This is a genomic window from Pseudomonas sp. PSPC2-3 (assembly GCF_049898265.1).
Classification (GTDB): Bacteria; Pseudomonadota; Gammaproteobacteria; order Pseudomonadales; family Pseudomonadaceae; genus Aquipseudomonas; species Aquipseudomonas veronii.
Genome location: NZ_JAFCXJ010000005.1, coordinates 320689 through 339990, shown reverse-complemented (window position 1 = coordinate 339990; position 19302 = coordinate 320689). Strand labels below are relative to the sequence as shown.

The window sequence follows — 19302 nt, the reverse complement described above, 5'->3', positions numbered from 1 at the left end:
TGTCAGGCTTCCCCTGCTTGCGGCACCCACTGTTGCTGGGGAATCGGCAACTGGCAGGAGTCGCCACGGCCCATCGGGAAGTACTGGAAGCCTTTGCGCGCCAGGCGCTCGCCGTCGTACAGGTTGCGCCCATCGAAGATCACCGGAGTGTTCAGGCGTTGGTGGATCAGGTCGAAGTCCGGTGCCTTGAACTGCTGCCATTCCGTGCAGATGATCAGCGCATCGGCGCCGCTCAGGGTGGATTCCGGAGTGCCCATCAGCATCAGCCGTGGGTCGTCGCCGTAGATCCGCAGGGTTTCCTGCATGGCTTCCGGGTCAAACGCGCGCACATTGGCGCCGGCTGCCCACAGCGCTTCCATCAACACGCGGCTCGGGGCATCGCGCATGTCGTCGGTGTTGGGCTTGAAGGCCAGGCCCCACAGGGCGAAGGTCTTGCCGCGCAGGTCGCCCTTGAAGAAGGCGTTGATGCGCTCAAACAGCTTGCTCTTCTGGCGCTGGTTGATCGCTTCGACGGCTTCGAGCAGGTCGCTCGAGCAATGGGCCTGCTTGGCGCTGTGGATCAGCGCGCGCATGTCCTTGGGGAAGCACGAGCCGCCGTAGCCGCAGCCTGGGTAGATGAAGTGATAGCCGATGCGCGAGTCGGCGCCGATGCCCAGGCGTATCGCTTCGATGTCCGCCCCCAGGTGTTCGGCCAGTTCGGCGATCTGGTTGATGAAGCTGATCTTGGTGGCCAGCATGCAGTTGGCGGCGTACTTGGTCAGTTCGGCGCTGCGCAGGTCCATGAAGATGATGCGATCGTGGTTGCGGTTGAAGGGCGCGTACAGGTCGCGCATGACTTCGCGCACTTCTTCACGCTCGCAGCCGATGATGATGCGGTCCGGGCGGCGGCAGTCGGCAACCGCCGAGCCTTCCTTGAGGAATTCCGGGTTGGAGACGATATCGAACTCCAGGTGCCGGCCGGTCCCGTGCAGGGCCTTTTCGATATGGGCGCGCAAGGTGTCGCCGGTGCCGACGGGTACAGTGGATTTTTCCACCAGGATCACCGGCTCGATGCGATGGCGGGCAACCGCATCGCCGACCGACAGCACGTATTTCAAGTCCGCCGAACCGTCTTCATCCGACGGCGTACCTACCGCGATAAACAGCACTTCGCCATGTTCGACGGCGAGCTTTTCATCGAAGGTGAAGCTCAGTCGTCCGCTTTCAAGGTTCTCCTTGACCATCGCCGCCAACCCTGGCTCGAAAATGCTCACATGGCCCTGCTGCAATTGCCTGACCTTGTGTTGATCAACGTCCATGCAGATGACATCGTGACCGACTTCGGCCAATACAGTGGCCTGTACCAGACCGACGTAACCACTACCAAATACACTGATTTTCATGGGGCATTCCTGGGGCTTGCTGTGCTAGCACGACGAGAGTTAATAACCAGTACACCGAGGATGACCAAGGCCACCCCCAGGGTTTTTGAAAGCGAAAAATGTTCGTTGAACACCGGCAGGCTGGCGGCCAACAGGTAGACCAGCGCGTAGCTGATGCTGAGCAGCGAATAGGCGCGGCCCAGGGGCAAATCCTTGAGCGCACAGAGCCAGCACAGCATCGACAGCGCATAAGCGAGGATTGCCAGGCTCACCACGCCGAGGGCGCCCAGGTCGATGGCGTTGCTGCTGAATGCGCCGAGCCATTCGTCCGGCAGGGGCAGGCGCGTCATGCTCCAGCGCATCCCCAACTGGGCGGCGCTGACCAGGCCGACACTGCCCAGGGCGAAGGCAAACCCGCGAGCCCGGCTCATACCTGGCGCCCCAGCAGCACGACGCCGGCAATCACCAGCGCCACGCCCAGCCAATGCCGAGTGTCGATGTGCTCCTTGAATACGAAGCGCGCCATTAACGTGACCAAGACGAAATTGAGGCTGAGCATCGGGTAGGCAATCCCGACTTCGAGGCGCTGCAGCACCAGCAACCAGACCAACAGGCCAAAACCCAGGCACAACAGCGCGGCCCACAACCAGGCTGAGCGCAGTTTCAGGGCCCAACCGTCAGGTTGGTCGCGCCAGCTTTCCACGGCGAACTTCTGAGCGACCTGGCCCATGCAAGTGAGCAGGCAGGCGGCCAGTAACAGGAACAGGGTGATCATGGCGCAACCCGCGGGAAAATCAGGATCACGATATTGCCTTGCTCATAGCGCTTGCCATCCGGGGGCAGCAGGTTCACTTCGGCGATCTCCTCGTCACCCTTGACGCGCATCACCACGCCCACAGAGCCTTGCCGGCGGGCCTCGTTCATCCATTGCTGGACCTGGGTCATGTCGACCTTGCGCTGGGCGGCGTCCGGGTAGGCGAGGCCGTATTTCACTTCGCCGATGGTGTTATAGAGGGTGATGTCGGTGCGTTGCAGGCGCCAGGCCAAGGCCGATGCCGCGCCGAGGTCATTGCTGAGCAGGGCGGATGTCGGTTGCAGTTCCTGCAGGTGGTCGATGATGAATTGATCCGGCGTCTTGTTGTACACCACCGAATGGGGCAGCGCGGCCGGGGCCAATGCCAACAGCAGCCAGCTGCCCAGCGCCGGCGCAGCCCACAGTTTCAGTGGGCGTGCAACCTGCAACAGGTTGGCGATGATCCAGCCGAACAGGCCGGTGAATACCAGCACCAGGCTGAGGGTTTCCTGGCCGTGTTCGTACAGCGGTTTTTTCAGTTGGAACCACGTCAGTGCGAGCAAGGCCACGACACCGAGGATCAGGTTCAGCCAGCCGTTGATGCGCAAGGCACGGTCACGCGCCTGGGCCAGTTTGTCGGTGAGCGCGTTACCCATGAGCAACGCCAGCGGCAGCAGGCACGGCATGATGTAGGACGGCAGCTTGCCTTTGGCCAGGCTGAACAGTGCCAGCGGCATCAGCAGCCACAACAGCAGGAATGCGGTGCCGGGCGCGCGCTTCTGCTGCCAGGCCTGCTTGACGGTGGACGGCAACAGCGCCACCCACGGCAGGCTGAATGCGACCAGCAGCGGCAGGTAGTACCAGAATGGCTCGGCGTGCTGCGCGTCTGCGCCGGCAAAGCGTTGGATATGCTCATGCCAAAAGAAGAAGTTCCAGAAATCCGGCTCCTGACTCTGCACCGCAAGCGCCCAGGGCAGGCTGATGACAATCGCCACGGCGACGGCGACCAGGCCGTAACCGAGCAGCTCGCGCAAGCGCTTCTGCCAGATCGCGTAGGGCAGGGCGATCAGCACCGGCAGCAGCCAGGCGAGGAAGCCTTTGGTCATGAAACCCATGCCACAGGCAACCCCAAGCAGCGCCCAGGACCCGACGCGACCGTTGCGGGTGGTGCTGTCGAAGCAAAACCACAGCGCCACGCCGGTCAGGTTGACCCAGAAGGTGAACTGCGGGTCCAGGTTGGCATAACCGCCCAGCGCCACGACGCTGACAAAGCTCATGTACAGCACTGTGCTGACCAGGCTCTTGTGCGGGTCATTCCACAACCGGCGCGACACCAGGTACACCAGCAGAATGCTGAGCCCGGTGCTCAAGGCCGACGCAAAGCGCACGCCGAACAGGTTTTGCCCGAAGATCGCCTGGCCCAGCGCGATCATCCAGTAACCGGCAGCCGGTTTTTCGAAATAGCGAATGCCCATAAAGTGCGGCGACGCCCATTTGCCGGTCAGCAGCATTTCCTGGCTGATCTGTGCATAGCGGGTTTCATCCGGAATCCACAGGCCATGGGTGGCCAGGGGTAACAGATAAAATGCGCCGAATGCCAACAGCAGCAGGGGCAGCGCCCAACGGCGGATCATGCCTGCTGCACTCCGAGCCAACCCTCACGGCCGCTCAGGGCGCCGCGCACCAGTTGTTGCTGGGGCAGGGTGGAGACGTCCGCCGGGAGCAGGTCGCCCAGCGGTTTGAAATGGATGCCGCGCTGCCCTGCCTGGGCGAGCAACTGGCGAAAATCGTTGGCCATCAGAATCCCTTCTACTTCTGCGTGGATCGTGTAGACGTTCAGCTTCGACTCTGCGAAGCGGTCGAGAATGAACCCGTTGAAATCCTTGGCAGCCACCACCGGCCCGACGACTTCGTCGAAGGTCGGCAGGTCTACCGGAATCTGTGGGGTGCCCGCGCTGCCATCGGCCAGGGTCGGACGAAACAGGCTGGTGCCCCGACAATCGCTGTTGTAGCGAAAGTTGAAGGCTTGCTTGGCTTGCACCACGCGTTCATCGGCGCGCCAACCGGCGGCCGCTGAACAGTCGATACGTTCACCGAGGATGTCGCTCAAGGTGTCCACACCGCGTCGGACCTGCTCGATCAACTGTGCGTCGCTCCAACGTCCGGCGTTGGCCTGCCAGCCATGGTGATCCCAGGCGTGCAGGCCGACTTCATGCCCGGCGGCCTTGGCCTGGCGCATCAAGTGCCCCAGGTCGCGGCCGATCGGCTTGCCCGGCCAGGCGGTGCCGGCGAGCAAGATATCCCAGCCATACAGGCCGGCGGCGTTGGAACGCAGCATCTTCCACAGAAATTGCGGGCGGATCAGGCGCCACAAGTGGCGCCCCATATTGTCCGGCCCGACACTGAAGAAGAACGTTGCTTTTACCCCGGCTTCATCCAGGGACTCGAGCAACCGTGGCACGCCTTCGCGGGTGCCGCGGTAGGTGTCGACATCAATGCGAAGACCTGCCTGCATCAGCGCTTGTCCGAGATTTCGAGCATGGCTTCACGCAGGAAGAAATCCAGGGTGTTGCCGATGGTTTCGCTCATCTCCACGGTCGGCTCCCAGTTCAGCAGGCGCTTGGCGTTTTCGATGCTTGGTTTGCGGTGGGCCACGTCCTGGTAACCGGTGCCGTAGAACGCCTTGCTTTCCACGTCGCGGAAACCGGCGAACGGCGGGAAGTTGCTGCGCAGCGGGTGAGCTTCGAACTGACGCAGCAGTTCTTCGCCCAACTGGCGGATGCTTGCTTCGTTTTCCGGGTTGCCAATGTTGATGATCTGGCCGTTGCACGCATCGTTGTCGTTATCGATGATGCGCGCCAGGGCTTCGATGCCGTCGGCGATGTCGGTGAAGCAGCGTTTCTGCTCGCCACCGTCGAACAGGCGGATCGGCGTACCTTCCACCAGGTTCAGGATCAACTGGGTGATCGCACGGGAGCTGCCGATACGTGCCGAGTCCAGGCGGTCCAGACGCGGGCCCATCCAGTTGAATGGACGGAACAGGGTGAACTTCAGGCCCTTGGCGCCGTAGGCCCAGATCACGCGGTCCAGCAGTTGCTTGGAGACCGAGTAGATCCAGCGTTGCTTGTTGACCGGGCCGACCACCAGGTTGGAGGTGTCTTCGTCGAAGTACTGGTCCTGGCACATGCCATAGACTTCAGAAGTCGACGGGAAGATCACGCGCTTGTTGTACTTGACGCAGTAGCGCACCAGCTTGAGGTTCTCTTCGAAGTCCAGCTCGAACACGCGCAGCGGGTTGCGGGTATATTCGATCGGGGTGGCGATGGCCACCAGCGGCAGGACCACGTCGCACTTCTTGATGTGGTACTCGATCCACTCGGTGTGGATGCTGATATCGCCTTCCACGTAATGGAAGTTCGGGTGGCTGCGCAGGCGCTCGATGGCGTCGGAGCCGATGTCCAGGCCGTAGACTTCGTAACGGTCGTCACGCAGCAGGCGTTCGGACAGGTGGTTACCGATAAAGCCGTTCACGCCCAGGATCAGCACACGGGTGCGACGTGGCTTGCGGCCGGACTCGGCGCCGCGCAGGACGGAACCGTCTACCAGGCCCAATTCGTTGGCCAGGGACGGGCCGGTCAGGTACAGACCGTTGTCGTTGCGCTGACCGAACTTGATCACCAGCGAGTCTTCACCGCACGCGATGCGCAGCGGGTTGACGCTGATCACGCGGCCAGGCGCCAGGCCTTCGTTGCCCTGGACCACTTCGGCTTGCCACACGATCAGCTTGTGCTCGCCCACGGCGCAGAAAGCGCCCGGGTACGGTTGCGTCACGGCGCGTACCAGGTTGAACAGTTCTTCAGCCGGTTTTTGCCATTCCAACTTGCCATCCGCTGGAGTGCGGCGGCCGAAATAAGTGGCCTTGCTTTCGTCCTGGGCGGTTTCCGCCAGTTTGCCCGCGGCCAGTTGCGGCAAGGCGTCGCGCAGCAGGCTGCTGGCGGCGTCACGCAGTTTGGCGTGCAGGGTCAGGCCGGTGTCGGAACGCTCGATCGCGACTTTCTGCTGGGCCAGGATCGCGCCGGCATCGGCACGCTTGACCATGCGGTGCAGGGTCACGCCGGTTTCGGTTTCGCCCTTGACCAGCACCCAGTTGGCGGGCGCGCGGCCACGGTATTTCGGCAGCAGCGAGCCGTGCAGGTTGAACGCGCCTTTGCGGGCGGTGGCCAGCAGGGGTTCGCTCAGCAGGTTGCGGTAGTAGAAGGAGAAGATGAAATCCGGGTTGAGCTTGGCGATGCGCTCGATCCACAGCGGGTGGTTGGCGTCTTCCGGTGCATGCACCGGGATGTCTTTGCGGGCGCACAGTTGCGCGACGGAACCGTAGAAATTGTTTTCCTTGGGGTCATCGGCATGGGTGAACACGGCAGCAATGTCGTAACCGGCAGTCAGCAGGGCTTCAATGCCAGCACAGCCAATATCGTGGTAAGCGAAGACAACAGCTTTTGAATTCATGACGAAACCTGATCGGAAGGGGAAGTAGTGGTGGTATGGGAGGACACCATGCCGTCAACGACGACCACGGGTGCCGGTGCTGCCGGTTGGTTGCGCAGCACTTTTTCAATAAAGAACCGAGGGCGGGCGCGCACATCGCTGTACATGCGGCCCAGGTATTCACCCAAGAGGCCCATGCCGATGAACTGGCCGCCGGTGAACACGAACAGCACCGCGAACAGCACGAACGTACCGCCGCCGGCCCATTGGGCGCCGAAGGCCAGGCGCAGGACGATCAGCGCAACGGCGAACAGCACGCCCAGGCCCGCCAGGCTGAAGCCGACGATGGACAGCAGGCGAAGCGGGGTGGTGGTCATGCAGGTCAGCAGGTCGAACATCAGGCTGATCAGGCGCATGGCGCTGTATTTGGATTCGCCGTGTTCGCGCTCAGCATGGTGTACGAGGATTTCAGTCGTGTGACGGGCAAAACCGTTGGCCAGGATCGGAATAAACGTGCTGCGTTCGCGGCAGGCGAGCATGGCGTCGACGATGGTGCGGCGGTACGCGCGCAGCATGCAGCCGTAGTCACTCATGGCAACGCCGGTCGAACGCTGCACGGCCAGGTTGATCAGGCGCGACGGCCAGCGGCGGAAGGCCGAGTCCTGGCGGTTGTTGCGCACGGTGGCAACCACGTCGTAGCCCAGCGCGGCTTGTTCCACCAGGCGCGGGATTTCTTCCGGCGGGTTCTGCAGGTCGGCGTCGAGGGTAATCACCACATCGCCCCGGCACTGCTCGAAGCCGGCCATGATTGCCGCATGCTGACCATAGTTGCGATTGAGGATCACCGCGACCACATTGCTGCCGTCTTCGGCGGCAGCGTCTTCAAGTAATTGTGCGGATTTGTCGCGGCTACCGTCATCCACCAGGATGATTTCGTATTCGTAGGCCAGTTGCTTGCAAGCTGCCGTCGTGCGACGCAGCAATTCAGGCAGGCTTTCTTGTTCGTTGTAGACCGGGATAACGATCGACACACAATGAATAGGGTAGGGTTTCAAAGATTCATAACCTCGGGGTTTGAGCAACTTGGAGCGTGAAGACAACAGCCACTGGCCGAAAAGGCGGGTGTCTGGTTAAACCTAGTGTGGAATTGGGGAGTTCATCCGACCATCCTGGTGGGGTATTGAGGTCTTCCATGTGTAGCAGAGAGTAAAGACCAAAAACCACAAAGGTAAAGGGGAATCAACAAGTTAGTCGGCACAGTGCGGCTCGTTCTCAAGTCCTATGGCCAAGATTAAGCGTAAAAATGTTCAACGAATATGAAAGCCGTATGAAAAACTCGTTTATTTGACAGGTAGACAGCTAGGGTTCAGCTACACAACTAAGGCTCTGAGGGTGTTGTTTATTTAGCGTAATAGGAACGTTTTGCATGACGCCGGGCTCCACTGAGTAGGCGCGGATCTGCGTGGTGCGTGGCGGCAGTGTCTGCTACGTGTGTTTATTGAAGAATCTTCTCTGCATTGCGCCTCAAGTGCCGGTAAAGTAAGCCATCTCTTGCCAGGGTACTCGGATGAATAGCGTGCAGCGTTTAGGCGGCCAATGGCGGCCGGTGTTGATGGGATTGTTGATGAGCGCAGCCTGCGTCACCACCGCATGCGCCGATGACGCAGTGGCGCTGACCACGGTGGCCCAACTGCCGGAAGGGGTTGAAGTGCGCGGCAAGCAAGTTGCCGCCTACACCTGGGACGACCGCCAGGGCAAGAACCTGCTGGTGTTGGCCGAGCAAATCAGCGAACGCGAGGATGACGGCACCCAGTCGGCGTTTGTCTACGCGGCCCAGTATCTGATCGACGGTGACCGCCCCAAGCGCATGTGGATGCTCTACGACGACGTGCAGCACTGTGAATTCGATGCCGCGCTGCGCTTCGACATGGCGGCGACCAAAGTCACCGACCTTGCCGGCGACGGCACCACCCAGGCTACGGTGGGTTACACGCGCACCTGCACCAGTGATGTCAGCCCTAATGAATTCAAACTGATCATGCATGTCGGCAAGGCGCAGAAGTACCGCCTGCGCGGGGTCGACCGGGTCGGCGCCGCCTGGTGGGACGAAGAGGCCGGGGCACTGCGTGGCATGCCGCTGCCCAGGGATTGCAGCGTCGCCGGGCAACAAGCGTTGGTCAGCCAGTACAAGGAGCAGGGCACCGAGTTGCCTTTGCCGGGTTGCTACAGCGACGAGAAAGACTTTGCCAAGGCGCCGGAGGCCTACCTGACGTTCATGCGTCAGCACTGGTTCGCGCTGATGCAGAAACAGGATGCTGAATGGGGCCAGGCGCAGACCCCGTCCCAGGAGCCGACCGAGGACGAAGAGACCGCCCCGTGATTTGGCGCCAGGGCCGATCGTGCGTTAGACTCGGCCGTCGCCAATTCAATAAATACCTCGAATAAACAATTGGTTACTCGAGGTATTTAATCCAAAGGCTGATCTACCTTGACTGAGTCTATCCGCAACCCTCTGACCCTCTACCTCACCCGCCTGGCGCCCTCCAGCCAACTGACCATGCGTTACGTGCTGCAGGATGCCGCCGACCGCCTGGGCTTCGAGGACATCAACCTTGAGGAGATCGACTGGCACCTGCTGCAACCCGAACAGGTGATCGCGCTGGTTGCGGCCTTGCGCGAGGACGGCTACGCGCCCAATACCTCATCGCTGTATGTCAACGCTGTGCGCGGGGTCATGAACGAAGCCTGGCGCATGAGCCTGATCAGCCAGGAACACCTGCTGAAAATCCGCACGGTCAAGGCTGCGCCCGGTACACGCCTGAGCCAGGGGCGCAATCTGCGTCGCACGTTGATCCGCGAAATGATGGACGTATGCGCTGCCGATCCGCGCCCCCAGGGCCTGCGCGATGCTGCAGTGATCGGCATCTTGTATGGCTCAGGCATGCGCAAGTCGGAGTCGGTCAACCTCGACCTGGCGCAGATCAACTTTGGCGAGCGCAGCCTGCGCGTGATCGGCAAGGGCAACAAGGAACTGATCAAGTACGCGCCGGGCTGGGCCTTCGCCAAATTACAGGCCTGGCTCGAATTCCGGCGCGAACAGCTCAAGGAAGGCGAGTCAGACGATGCGTTCCTGTTCAACCGCATCCGCCGGGGTAGCCACATCACCCGCGAACGCATCACCAAGCATGCGATTTACTACATCGCCCGCCAGCGCGGTCAGCAAGTCGGGGTGACGATCATGCCCCATGATTTTCGGCGGTCTTTCATCACGCGGGTGATCGAGGAACATGACCTGTCGATTGCACAAAAACTTGCGCACCACACCAATATCCAGACCACCGCCAGCTATGACATGCGCGATGACAATGAGCGCCGGCGCGCGGTGGATCGGTTTGACCTGTAGCCGTCGGCGAGCGCGGTCGCCGTGTTCCATCCTCGGGCATGGCTCAGGAGGAAGGCGGAGCGCCGGGCAGCAAGTGCGCCGGTAAACGGCGCAAGGTCCACAACGTGGTGAGCATCGCCGCGACCGCACACAGGGCGATGCCAATCAACATCGGCGCCGGGGTGTGATCGGCGAAGATTCCCACCAGGGTCATGGAGACCGCGGCCGTGATCATCTGGATCGCGCCGAGCAGTGCCGACGCGGAACCCGCCACCGCACCATGATCCTCCAGGGACAACACACCGGCCGCCGGTAACAGCAAGCCGAGAAACCCGAAACCGATAAACAGCAGTGTCATCATCAAGCCCAGGTGATTGCCCCACAGCGTGGTGGCGGCCAACACCACCATGACCGCCGCCACGCCCACCACCGACCAGCGAATCAGCGGCGCCAGCCCGAAGCGCGCGCTCAGGCGGGCGGTGAGTTGACTCATGGCAAAAAATGACGCCGCGTTCAGCGCAAAGCACAGGCTGAATTGGGTCGGGGTCAACCCGAAGTACTCGATGTATACGAACGGCGCGCTGCCGATAAACACAAAGAACGTTGCCAGGCCGAACCCGCACACCACCGATAAACCGATGAACACCGGGTCGCGCAACAACGCCCCATAACTGCTGAATGCATGCCCCAGGGTCTTGCCCAGTCGGCGCTCGGCGGGGTGGGTTTCAGGCAATTGCACGATGGTCATGCCCAGGCACAACACGGCCACCACCGCCAGCACGGCAAACACCTCGCGCCAACTCCAGAGCGCAATCACCAGGCTACCGGCCAATGGCGCGAGGATCGGCGACACACTCATCACCAACATCAGCAAAGCCATCAGGCGTGCCGCTTCATGGCCGGTATACAGGTCACGCACAATCGCCCGCGGAATCACCATCCCCGCGCATGCGCCGAACGCCTGCACGGCGCGAAAACCAATCAGCACTTCGATGCTCGGCGCCAGGGCGCAGCCGATACTGCCCACGGCGAAGATCACCAACCCGGCATAGATCGGCGGCTTGCGCCCGAACACATCACTGATCGGGCCATAAAACAGCTGGCAGACGCCGATGATCATGAAGAACACCGTGAGGCTCATCTGCACCGCTGCCGGCGAGGCCTGCAGGCTGGCGCCCAGGGTCGGCAGCGCTGGCAGGTAGATATCGATGGCAAAGGGGCCGACGGCCGTGATCAGACCTAGCAGCAAAGCAAGGCGGGCGATACGTTTAGGCATGGGCAGTTCCGGGTGAAGCAAAGGTCGGTCAGCTTAAAGAACCGCCCCCGCGCAAACAAGGCGGGGAGGGCTTTGAGTTTATCTGCGCAGATCTGCGCAATTGAGCTTCAATAACAGGGAGCCTCTGCCGATAACAGTATCAGTGACGCTCTAGCGGTTGGGTTCCCAACCGGCTGTCCAGGCTACGGGGATGACCAGCATGACGATCAAATTACGCTTATGGCTATTGATTGCGACCGGGTTGCTCACCGCTTTGATCATGAGCCTGGCCGGTTACCTGGGAAACGTCCGGATGGCCGATGCCGTGCAGGATAACGAGATCAGCATGACGGTGCTGCGCAACCACATGGAAGCCGACATGATGCACGACGCCCTGCGCGCCGATGTGTTGTCGGCGATGTTGGTCGGGTTGGGTAAAAGCACCAGCACCAAGGCCGAGGTCGGCAACTCGCTCAAGGAGCATGCCGAGCACTTTCGCCAGGTGCTGGAGGACAACCTCAAGCTGCCGCTGGGCGACACGCTCAAGACCAGCCTGGAAAAAATCAAACCCAGCCTGGATACCTATATCAGCGCCGCTGAACGCATTGTGGCACTCGCGCTGGACAACCCGGAGGCCGCTCGCGGCGAACTGGAGACCTTCAATACAGCCTTCAGCCAGTTGGAAGGCCAACTGGCGAGCCTCAGCGAGCTGATCGAAACCAATACGCAGCAAACCAGCATCGGCACCCGACAAACCATCAGCAACGCCAACTTCACCTTGGGCGTGGTGTTGATTGCGAGCCTGCTGCTGCTCCTGGCGCAGGGCCGCTGGGTTACCCGGAGCATCATGGGGCCGTTGCAGGCCGCGAGCCGCATCGCCGACAGCATCGCCCGTGGCAATTTGAGCGAACCGATTGTCGAGCCCCAGCGCAAGGACGAGGCCAGCGCGCTGATACGCAGCCTCGGCACCATGCAGCGGGACCTGCGCGGCATGATCGAAGTGGTGCGCAGCAATGCCCATGGCGTCAATGGCATGAGCGAGCAGTTGAGCCAGGGTTGCCATGAGGTGGCGGGCAGCAGTCAGCAGCAAAGTAGCGCCGCCAGCACCATGGCGGCGGCGGCCAGTGAAATGACCGCCAGTATCGAGGAAATCACCCAACATGCGGCGCGCGCACTGAACATGGCCAACCAGGCAGAAGCCTTGGCCAAGGACGGCGGTCGGGTGATCCACCAAGTGGTCAGTGACATGGCTGGCATTGCCCGTTCGGCGCAGCAGTCGGCTCACGTCATCCGCACGCTGGACAAGGAGTCCGAGGCAATCTTCAGCATTATCCAGGTCATCAAGGGCATTGCCGATCAAACCAATCTGCTGGCCCTGAATGCCGCGATCGAAGCCGCCCGTGCCGGTGAACAGGGGCGCGGTTTTGCGGTAGTCGCCGATGAAGTGCGCAGCCTGGCCGGACGCACCAGCGCCTCGACCCAGGAAATTGCCAGCATGGTCGGCCGTATCCAGCAAAACACCCGCGAAGCGGTGACCAGCATGGAGGAGGGCGTCACACAAGTGGACAAGGGCATGGCCGTGACCGCCGAAGTCGAGCGCGCCATCCGCGAGATTCTCCAGGCCACCCTCAACACCACCGAGTTGGTCAACGACATCTCCCGCACCATCAGCGAGCAAAGCCTGGCCAGTAACGAAATTGCCCATCAAGTGGAGATGATTGCCAGCATGTCGCAGCGCAACAGCCAGGTGATCGGCACGACGGCCTCGACGACGGACGAGTTGTCTGCGTTGGCGGGGAAATTGTCGCAGTCGGTGGATCGATTTCGGCTCTGAGCATCACCGCTGATTTAGACAACTCGACTCAATCCTAACGCCAACAGCCATCGGCAATTCGTGATGGCTGAGGGATGAGGTTTGGCTGTTTGGTAGGCTGGCGGCTAGGGATATACGATCGTGACAGTCGCCATTGCAGTGACCGCTCCAGCGGGTGCGGTATCGACACCCGGCATCCGCACGTACTGTGCTGTAAAGGGCATGGTATATGAGGCCCCCGCAGCAGCCGAGGAATTGCCATATTGAATCGGTGCCTGCGAAGGCAGCGTACTGCCTGTTGGCGTAGGGCCGAATGTGATCGGGGCTGTCTCGTTGCTGTGGTAGAGGCGTACCCCCACTTTATTGTCTGCACTTGGCTGCAGATAGTTCTGCTGACTACCGGTGTGAAGCGCATCGGTGAAATAGGTGGAATAAACCGCGCCTTTGCCGCAAGCCGAGGCTGTGATCGAAAACGCCATTTCGCCCACCGTGCCCGCGCTGCGTGTACTGCCTTGCGAGGCAATCTGCGACTGTGTGGCGGAGTTGAGTTTGACCGTCTGATTCAGTTCACCGGCGCTGAACTTGCAGGTAGGCAGGTCCTTGGGCAGTGCTGATTGCAACTGAGGCAAGTTCAACGCGTAGTTGGAACCTCTAAAACAATTGATTGTGCTCTGTGTCCCCGTCGAGTCCGGGTAAACATACATGCCCACAAGAAGTTGTGGCCCGCGCTGGGCGGCCATGTACTGCGACAGAAGTGTGGTTGTCGTATCATTGGCCGCATATTTGGCCGCGTCGACGATGACCAGTTCATACTGCGCATAATAGGTAACGCTGCCATTATAACGAATGAAATTGGTGGAGGTTGGCAGATAAGCATAGGCGACGTCGAGCGTATTGGGGGCAAGTATGACTGGCGTATAACTAATTACTCTCGTGAGTATGTTGGACGTCAGTGAGGTTATCGTCATCCTGCCGCCGATACCGGACGTGGTGGAAAGTGGTACCGAATTGGTACTTGTGTCGTAATTCGGGTAGCTGCCCCCGGCGTTTGTCTGTATCCCCCATGAATACACGGAGTCCGCACCGGTGGTGCTGTTTCCGCCGCCGCGGATATTCGTCAAGGTGATTGGCAATTTCATGGTGATGGAAGCTAATACCGTACCATTGCCAAATGTCGCCGGCTGCTTGATATCCCAGCCCCCCGACGCTTGAAAGCTCGATGCGGAACAAGAGCCTATCTCCGCGTATACCGGGGAAACCCAGAGCACACCCAGAATCAACGTGACTGCACTGCACAACTTAGCTAGACGGACACCCCAAGAGTTCAAAAGGTTGGCTTGTCTAGGCTCTGAATATTTCATCAAAATGCCCTCTGAAATTGGCCTGATATGCGTGGTATGGATTAAATATGGTTCGGCTGAAAACCCCACGCGAGAACGCAAGTTCAAGTTAGTTTAAAAGTGCATCTGGCTGCTGTATATCGGACAAGTATTAAAAACGCTGGCAAGCCAGGTCCTGCACGATGGGATTAACCCCCTTCGAACTTGAACGGAGGTGTCACTTTGAACTCGCGCGACACTTCGCCGGAAAAGATATTCGACTGATCCTTGCCCAGCTCCAGTTTCATGACGTTGCCCGTGCCGGGGGAAAAATCGATCTTTTTCAAATCGACCCAGAAGGTATTGGGCGTCAGGGCCGATTCGAAGAAATACAACTTGCGTTGATGATCCACCACCGAACGCCAGCGGGTGGAGGAGATGTTCGGCTCCCCTGGCGTGGAGATGCCGTAGGGCACGGAGACGTTCCTGATCACGCTGAATACACTGGCCAGCGACACCTGCGGGTTCTCGGTCTTGGGAATCGCGTTGACATAAAAGGATGCCCGGGCGAAGCGGTCGGCCGCGCGGTTGGTGCCCGGCAACATGACTGTCCCGCCGATGGATTTCCAATAGGCATTGAGGGCCAGCTGTTGATCAAAGGTCGGTGAGTTGGTCATGACCTGGAACTCCCGACCATGGTGAATCACCGGTTTTCCCTTGATGTACTCGATGATCGCGCTGTCGCCTGACGCATCGGACAGGGACAGATGCAGGGTCGCCAAGCGAGTGTCCCCGGGAACCTTGGACGTCACCAGGGTGAATGGTTCTTTCTTCAGCGCCTCCACGGCCTCAGCCACCGTGGCGTAGTTGTCCAGCACGTATTGCGCCCAGGCGGCGATGCTCAGTCCGGGCTTAGTGCTTTTGGCCGTTGGGTATTCCGACTCCACCAGCCACAGCAGGTTGGCGACCAAACCGGCCTCGTTGACCCCGTCGGTGGTGGCGATGTCATAACCCGAAGCAATCACGCTCCCATAACGCGAAGTCCACTTGATCGAACCTGCGCCCACTTCGCCATTACGCTGCATACCCTGGGGAAAGATCCACAGGTTGGTCGCTACATCGGTTTTCCAGTCCATGGAGCGCGCGGTGATCACCGTCTGGTTATCCCCCAGGTAGGTCAGTCGCGTGCAGGCCTGGGCGACCGGCAGAGACAGCATGAACCCTGCCAGGCCAAGGGCTAGCGCGTGGATGATGGGTTTACGCAACTGTGCTCCCTTCATTGTATGACTCCTCAACTGCTGATCAGAAACGCACGGACAGGCCGATTGCCGGGCCGCGCTGGGTAACGTCGTACTTGAACGTATTACCGGTGAAATCGTGAGTCTGATATTTCTGTGATAACACTCGATAGCCCGCTCGCAGCGTAGTTGGGTATTGGAACAGGTGGGTTCGATACCCCAAATACCCCTGGGCGCTGTAACTGCTCTTCGTCGCGGTATCGAAGCCGCCGACGTCCACTTCGCCGGAGGCCGTCCAACGTTCATCAAGATCCGTCAGCATCCGCACGCCCAAGAACGGATCGCTCCATTGCGCTTTCTTGCGGGTAGCAAAGCCGATGCTGTCGATCTCCAGTTTGCTCGCCAGGCGGGTCCAACGTACCCCGGCAGTCGGTTCTACGCGCCAGGCGCGCGGGTCGCCGAAAATCGTCGTGCCGCCGAGCGCTTGCTCATAGGCGAGGTAATAGACCCCCGCCGCGATGGTGGTCTGCGTGATGTTGAGTCCAGCCTTCTGGCCCAACACCCGGTGGGACTCATGAGTATCGGCATGGACTCCATCGACATAGAAGCCGAGGCTGCGGTTGGTGACGTCGAGATTACCCATGACGACCGAGCGCAAGTTGTTCAAGGTTTCAGAAAACGGCACGTCGACGTGGGTGCTTACACCGCCGAGCGTTGCCTGGCCGGACATCGAAGGTGCCCACGCAAATGGGCTGACAAGCACGCGCCAGGGCGCATCGCCATGTGCGGATGCGGCGCTCGAGTCAGCCGCCTGGGCCTGTTGCCATTGCATGGAAAAACAACTGATGGCAATCAGGATATAGATCATTTTTGTTTTAGCGCACTTGAATGTCATGGCCGGATTTTTCCACTTTTGCACAATGGGTTCGCTCCGCAAAGTCATCGCCAAACCAAGGTTTTCCGGTGGTTTGCGAGATTAACAAGAGAAAGATATGAAGCGAGCCTGAACTTTATCGTGAATTTACTAACGCCAGAAGATAGAAGGACTTGCATTCGTTCCAGTCTTATTTGTTTGCACTAAAAAAGCAGACGGGTACGAGAGTCTGCAAGGTGGCAGGCCACTATATTAGTCCTCTGATAACGATTGGGCCTAACCATCAACTAGTTGCGAATATCATGAAAATCAATCTCATTATTGCTGACGATCACCCAGTATTAATCTCGGGTATACAACATGAGTTGTCCAGCATTCATACGCTGCAGGTGGTGGGAACTGCCAACAACTCTACTGAAATAATGGAGCTGCTCGCCAAGGAACAATGCGACATCCTGATCACGGATTATGTGATGCCTGGCGGTGAGTTTGGTGATGGGATGACCATGCTCTCTTTTCTGCGCCGGCGCTACCCGAGCCTGAAGATCATCGTGTTCACCATGATCGACAGCCAGATCATGCTGACCGAGTTGATCAAGCTCGGCGTACACTCGGTATTAAACAAATCGGAGCATATCAGCCACCTGATATTTGCCATTCATGCACTCTACGCGGGGGCCACTTATTTTTCGCCGAAACCCCATCCCGGCAACGATCTCAACCCGGCCCAGACCCGCACGACGCGGCGTTTATCCAGGCGCGAGGCAGAAGTCATTCGGTTGTATGTGTCTGGACGCTCGGTCAATGAAATTGCCAGCGAATTCAATCGAAGCAAGCAGACCATCAGTTCGCAAAAAACCAGCGCCATGCGCAAACTGGGCATCAAGCGTGACGTTGAACTGATTCGCTTTGCCCGTGAGATGGGATTAGTTACCACCATGCGCTCAGACGATTACTTCGAGGAAAAACTCGATTAATTAAAAACACCATGACGAATATTTTTGATACTTGTCTCATTGTCCGAACATATGACGACCTGAATAATTAGTCGCGTCGCCACCCGCCAACTTTTCTTGGTCACACAACAAGGTTTACGGTTTTTTTAACTTGCATTACTGCAGTTGGTATTTCTCTATGTTTATTAAAAACAGTCTTGAGCCTAGGTTGAATGACCAGGACTTCATCCATGCCATTACTGGCGGTGAGGCTTTTCGCGTGGTCTTGCAACCCCAGCACGATCTGCTGACCGGCGCCCTGGTCGGCGCTGAAGCCCTGGCCCGCTGGGATCATCCACAACACGGCGAAATTGCGCCCTCGCTGTTCATACCTGCCTTGACCCGGCTGGGGGGCGAGCCCGGGCTGTTCAAACAGGTGGTCAGGCAGATCCAGGCGGTATTGTGGGTGCTGGTCGAAGCGGATGCGGCATGCCCGATTTCAGTCAACACCTCGGTGGCGACGCTGTCGATTCCAGGCCTCTTGCGCGAGCTTGAGCGCAGCCTGAACGAAAGCCGGGTTTCGCCGCGCTTGATGAAAATCGAGATCACTGAAGACCTGGCGATCGATGATCTGCAAAGCCTCGCCGATGAACTCCACCGGATGCGCGCTCAAGGCTTCGGGATCAGCATGGATGACTTCGGCATCGGTACCTCTACGCTGGAGCGACTGACACAGTTGCCTTTCACCGAGCTCAAGATAGACCGCTCCTTTGTCCGCCGCATGCTGCATCAGCCAGCGGCGGGCGCCGTGGTGCGGGCGGCGCTGGAGTTGGGTAATACCCTGGGGATGGAGGTGGTGGCAGAAGGCGTCGAGTGCGCCGAACAGATCCACTTACTGCGGGAGTTCGGCGGGCGGGTGGGGCAAGGTTATGGACTGGGCGCCCCCATGGAAGTCGAGGCCTTCATTGCCTATGCGCTGGCTGCGGCGCGCCAGCAAGAGATCACTCCGGGGACGCGTCTGTCTCGCTGGAAGGCGTAGATGCCGTGGCGATACCGGTTTCGTAGGCGAAGCGAAACAGGTCGGCATCGCGCTCTATGCCCAACTTGCGCATGGCGCTGGTTTTTTGCGAGCTGATGGTTTGTTTTGAGCGGTGCAGTTGTTCCGCAATTTCGTTGATCGACTGACCGCCGACGTACAGCCTGACCACTTCCAACTCGCGTTTTGTCAGATCCAAGCCTTCATCCGCATTCCTATGGTGACCGGCAGAGCCCGTCCGTGAAATCTCGGAGGGGAAATAACGCGCGCCTGCATGCACAGCATGAATCGCCGATATCAGATGACGGGTTTCATTGACCTTGCCCAGCACCGATTCCACCCCGAGCTTGGCCAGTTCTTGAACGATGGCGGGGCTATCCAATGTGGTGAATACGACAATCTTCAAGGTGGGAAAACAACGGCGCAAATAAGAAATGAAGGTCAACCCATCGCCGTAGGCACCTCCAGGCATCGCGTAGTCGGTAACCAGGACATCGCAGGATTGGTGCTGCAACAACCCAACCAGTTCGCCAGAGTCCCGGGCGACACCGACGACGTCAAGGGTCGGAATCGCTGCGAGATCATGTTGGATGCCCGACAAAAGGGCTGGGTGATCATCGGCCAGCAGAATACGGATCTTCATGATGCGCGCGCTTTACTCGTGGAAGGTGGAGAAACAATCGATTCAAACCGTCGGGAATTTATAACAACGCCAATCAGACACGGTAGCACTCGATTGTTCTTCGACGGAAGACACTAAGACCTCATTCATCAAAGTACTAAAAGTTGCGTAATGGGGCTAGTACTTGTC

The 19302-nt window shown here is 59.4% G+C and carries 17 protein-coding genes and 1 pseudogene; 6 read left to right on the top strand and 12 right to left on the bottom strand.

All coding sequences use genetic code 11. The features are described from left to right. Window positions 1–2 precede the first annotated feature (2 nt). The 7 genes from ACP7E3_RS14060 to arnC are packed head-to-tail and all read right to left on the bottom strand — an operon-like array spanning window position 3 to window position 7694. A complete protein-coding gene (locus tag ACP7E3_RS14060; protein ID WP_079443866.1) occupies window positions 3–1382 on the bottom strand; it encodes a UDP-glucose dehydrogenase family protein in 1380 nt (459 codons plus the stop codon). After that, entirely contained in the window at window positions 1379–1792 is a 414-nt protein-coding gene (gene arnF / locus ACP7E3_RS14055; protein WP_046489489.1) for a 4-amino-4-deoxy-L-arabinose-phosphoundecaprenol flippase subunit ArnF, read from the bottom strand. Before arnF ends, ACP7E3_RS14060 begins: the two co-directional genes overlap by 4 nt. Further along, window positions 1789–2136 carry a 4-amino-4-deoxy-L-arabinose-phosphoundecaprenol flippase subunit ArnE gene (gene arnE / locus ACP7E3_RS14050; RefSeq protein ID WP_017846250.1) on the bottom strand — a complete coding sequence of 116 codons (348 nt, stop codon included), beginning with the start codon at window positions 2134–2136 and terminating at the stop codon, window positions 1789–1791. Before arnE ends, arnF begins: the two co-directional genes overlap by 4 nt. Beyond that, entirely contained in the window at window positions 2133–3788 is a 1656-nt protein-coding gene (gene arnT, locus ACP7E3_RS14045; RefSeq protein ID WP_057004141.1) for a lipid IV(A) 4-amino-4-deoxy-L-arabinosyltransferase, read from the bottom strand. Before arnT ends, arnE begins: the two co-directional genes overlap by 4 nt. Beyond that, window positions 3785–4669 (bottom strand): 4-deoxy-4-formamido-L-arabinose-phosphoundecaprenol deformylase, encoded by an 885-nt coding sequence (arnD, locus tag ACP7E3_RS14040; protein WP_046489491.1) that lies wholly within the window; start codon window positions 4667–4669, stop codon window positions 3785–3787. The genes arnT and arnD overlap by 4 nt, the downstream gene beginning before the upstream one ends. Then, window positions 4669–6660 carry a bifunctional UDP-4-amino-4-deoxy-L-arabinose formyltransferase/UDP-glucuronic acid oxidase ArnA gene (gene arnA, locus ACP7E3_RS14035; protein WP_426123428.1) on the bottom strand — a complete coding sequence of 664 codons (1992 nt, stop codon included), beginning with the start codon at window positions 6658–6660 and terminating at the stop codon, window positions 4669–4671. The genes arnD and arnA overlap by 1 nt, the downstream gene beginning before the upstream one ends. Beyond that, the gene (gene arnC, locus ACP7E3_RS14030) at window positions 6657–7694 is read right to left on the bottom strand and encodes an undecaprenyl-phosphate 4-deoxy-4-formamido-L-arabinose transferase (RefSeq protein WP_032804319.1); all 1038 of its coding nucleotides are present in this window, start codon (window positions 7692–7694) and stop codon (window positions 6657–6659) included. The genes arnA and arnC overlap by 4 nt, the downstream gene beginning before the upstream one ends. 512 nt (window positions 7695–8206) lie before the next feature. On the opposite strand from arnC, the gene ACP7E3_RS14025 reads away from it, so the two are divergent. Next, window positions 8207–9019 carry a M949_RS01915 family surface polysaccharide biosynthesis protein gene (locus ACP7E3_RS14025; protein WP_046383491.1) on the top strand — a complete coding sequence of 271 codons (813 nt, stop codon included), beginning with the start codon at window positions 8207–8209 and terminating at the stop codon, window positions 9017–9019. Between the two features lie 108 nt (window positions 9020–9127). Continuing rightward, a complete protein-coding gene (locus ACP7E3_RS14020) occupies window positions 9128–10042 on the top strand; it encodes a site-specific integrase (RefSeq protein ID WP_426123426.1) in 915 nt (304 codons plus the stop codon). A gap of 43 nt (window positions 10043–10085) precedes the next feature. Here ACP7E3_RS14020 and ACP7E3_RS14015 read toward each other — a convergent pair whose 3' ends face one another. Then, window positions 10086–11297: a multidrug effflux MFS transporter gene (locus tag ACP7E3_RS14015; protein ID WP_108524167.1), complete on the bottom strand. Its 1212-nt coding sequence runs from the start codon at window positions 11295–11297 to the stop codon at window positions 10086–10088. A 190-nt stretch (window positions 11298–11487) separates the two neighbouring features. Here ACP7E3_RS14015 and ACP7E3_RS14010 point away from each other — a divergent pair. Both ACP7E3_RS14010 and ACP7E3_RS14005 read left to right on the top strand, forming a co-directional pair. Further along, window positions 11488–12252: pseudogene (locus ACP7E3_RS14010) on the top strand (MCP four helix bundle domain-containing protein); the annotation flags it as partial. Next, window positions 12247–13110, top strand: coding sequence for a methyl-accepting chemotaxis protein (locus ACP7E3_RS14005; protein ID WP_371920069.1), 864 nt, complete (start codon window positions 12247–12249; stop codon window positions 13108–13110). The pseudogene ACP7E3_RS14010 and the gene ACP7E3_RS14005, both read left to right, overlap by 6 nt. Before the next feature lie 104 nt (window positions 13111–13214). On the opposite strand, the gene ACP7E3_RS14000 is transcribed toward ACP7E3_RS14005, so the two are convergent. From ACP7E3_RS14000 to ACP7E3_RS13990, 3 genes are all read right to left on the bottom strand, one after another. Continuing rightward, complete coding sequence (locus ACP7E3_RS14000; RefSeq protein WP_108524166.1) at window positions 13215–14450, bottom strand: fimbrial protein; 1236 nt, start codon at window positions 14448–14450, stop codon at window positions 13215–13217. A 167-nt stretch (window positions 14451–14617) separates the two neighbouring features. After that, complete coding sequence (locus tag ACP7E3_RS13995) at window positions 14618–15688, bottom strand: linear amide C-N hydrolase (RefSeq protein ID WP_426123423.1); 1071 nt, start codon at window positions 15686–15688, stop codon at window positions 14618–14620. 22 nt (window positions 15689–15710) lie between these two features. Beyond that, a complete protein-coding gene (locus ACP7E3_RS13990) occupies window positions 15711–16589 on the bottom strand; it encodes a hypothetical protein (protein ID WP_371928129.1) in 879 nt (292 codons plus the stop codon). Window positions 16590–16822: 233 nt separating this feature from the next. Between ACP7E3_RS13990 and ACP7E3_RS13985 the strand changes: the two genes are divergently transcribed. Continuing rightward, window positions 16823–17497, top strand: coding sequence for a response regulator transcription factor (locus tag ACP7E3_RS13985; RefSeq protein WP_108524163.1), 675 nt, complete (start codon window positions 16823–16825; stop codon window positions 17495–17497). A gap of 157 nt (window positions 17498–17654) precedes the next feature. Then, on the top strand, window positions 17655–18494 hold the full coding sequence (locus ACP7E3_RS13980) for an EAL domain-containing protein (RefSeq protein WP_108524162.1): 840 nt from the start codon (window positions 17655–17657) through the stop codon (window positions 18492–18494). Here the strand turns inward: ACP7E3_RS13980 and ACP7E3_RS13975 are convergent. Continuing rightward, the gene (locus ACP7E3_RS13975) at window positions 18457–19134 is read right to left on the bottom strand and encodes a response regulator transcription factor (protein ID WP_017846236.1); all 678 of its coding nucleotides are present in this window, start codon (window positions 19132–19134) and stop codon (window positions 18457–18459) included. The genes ACP7E3_RS13980 and ACP7E3_RS13975 overlap by 38 nt on opposite strands. Window positions 19135–19302: the final 168 nt, after the last annotated feature.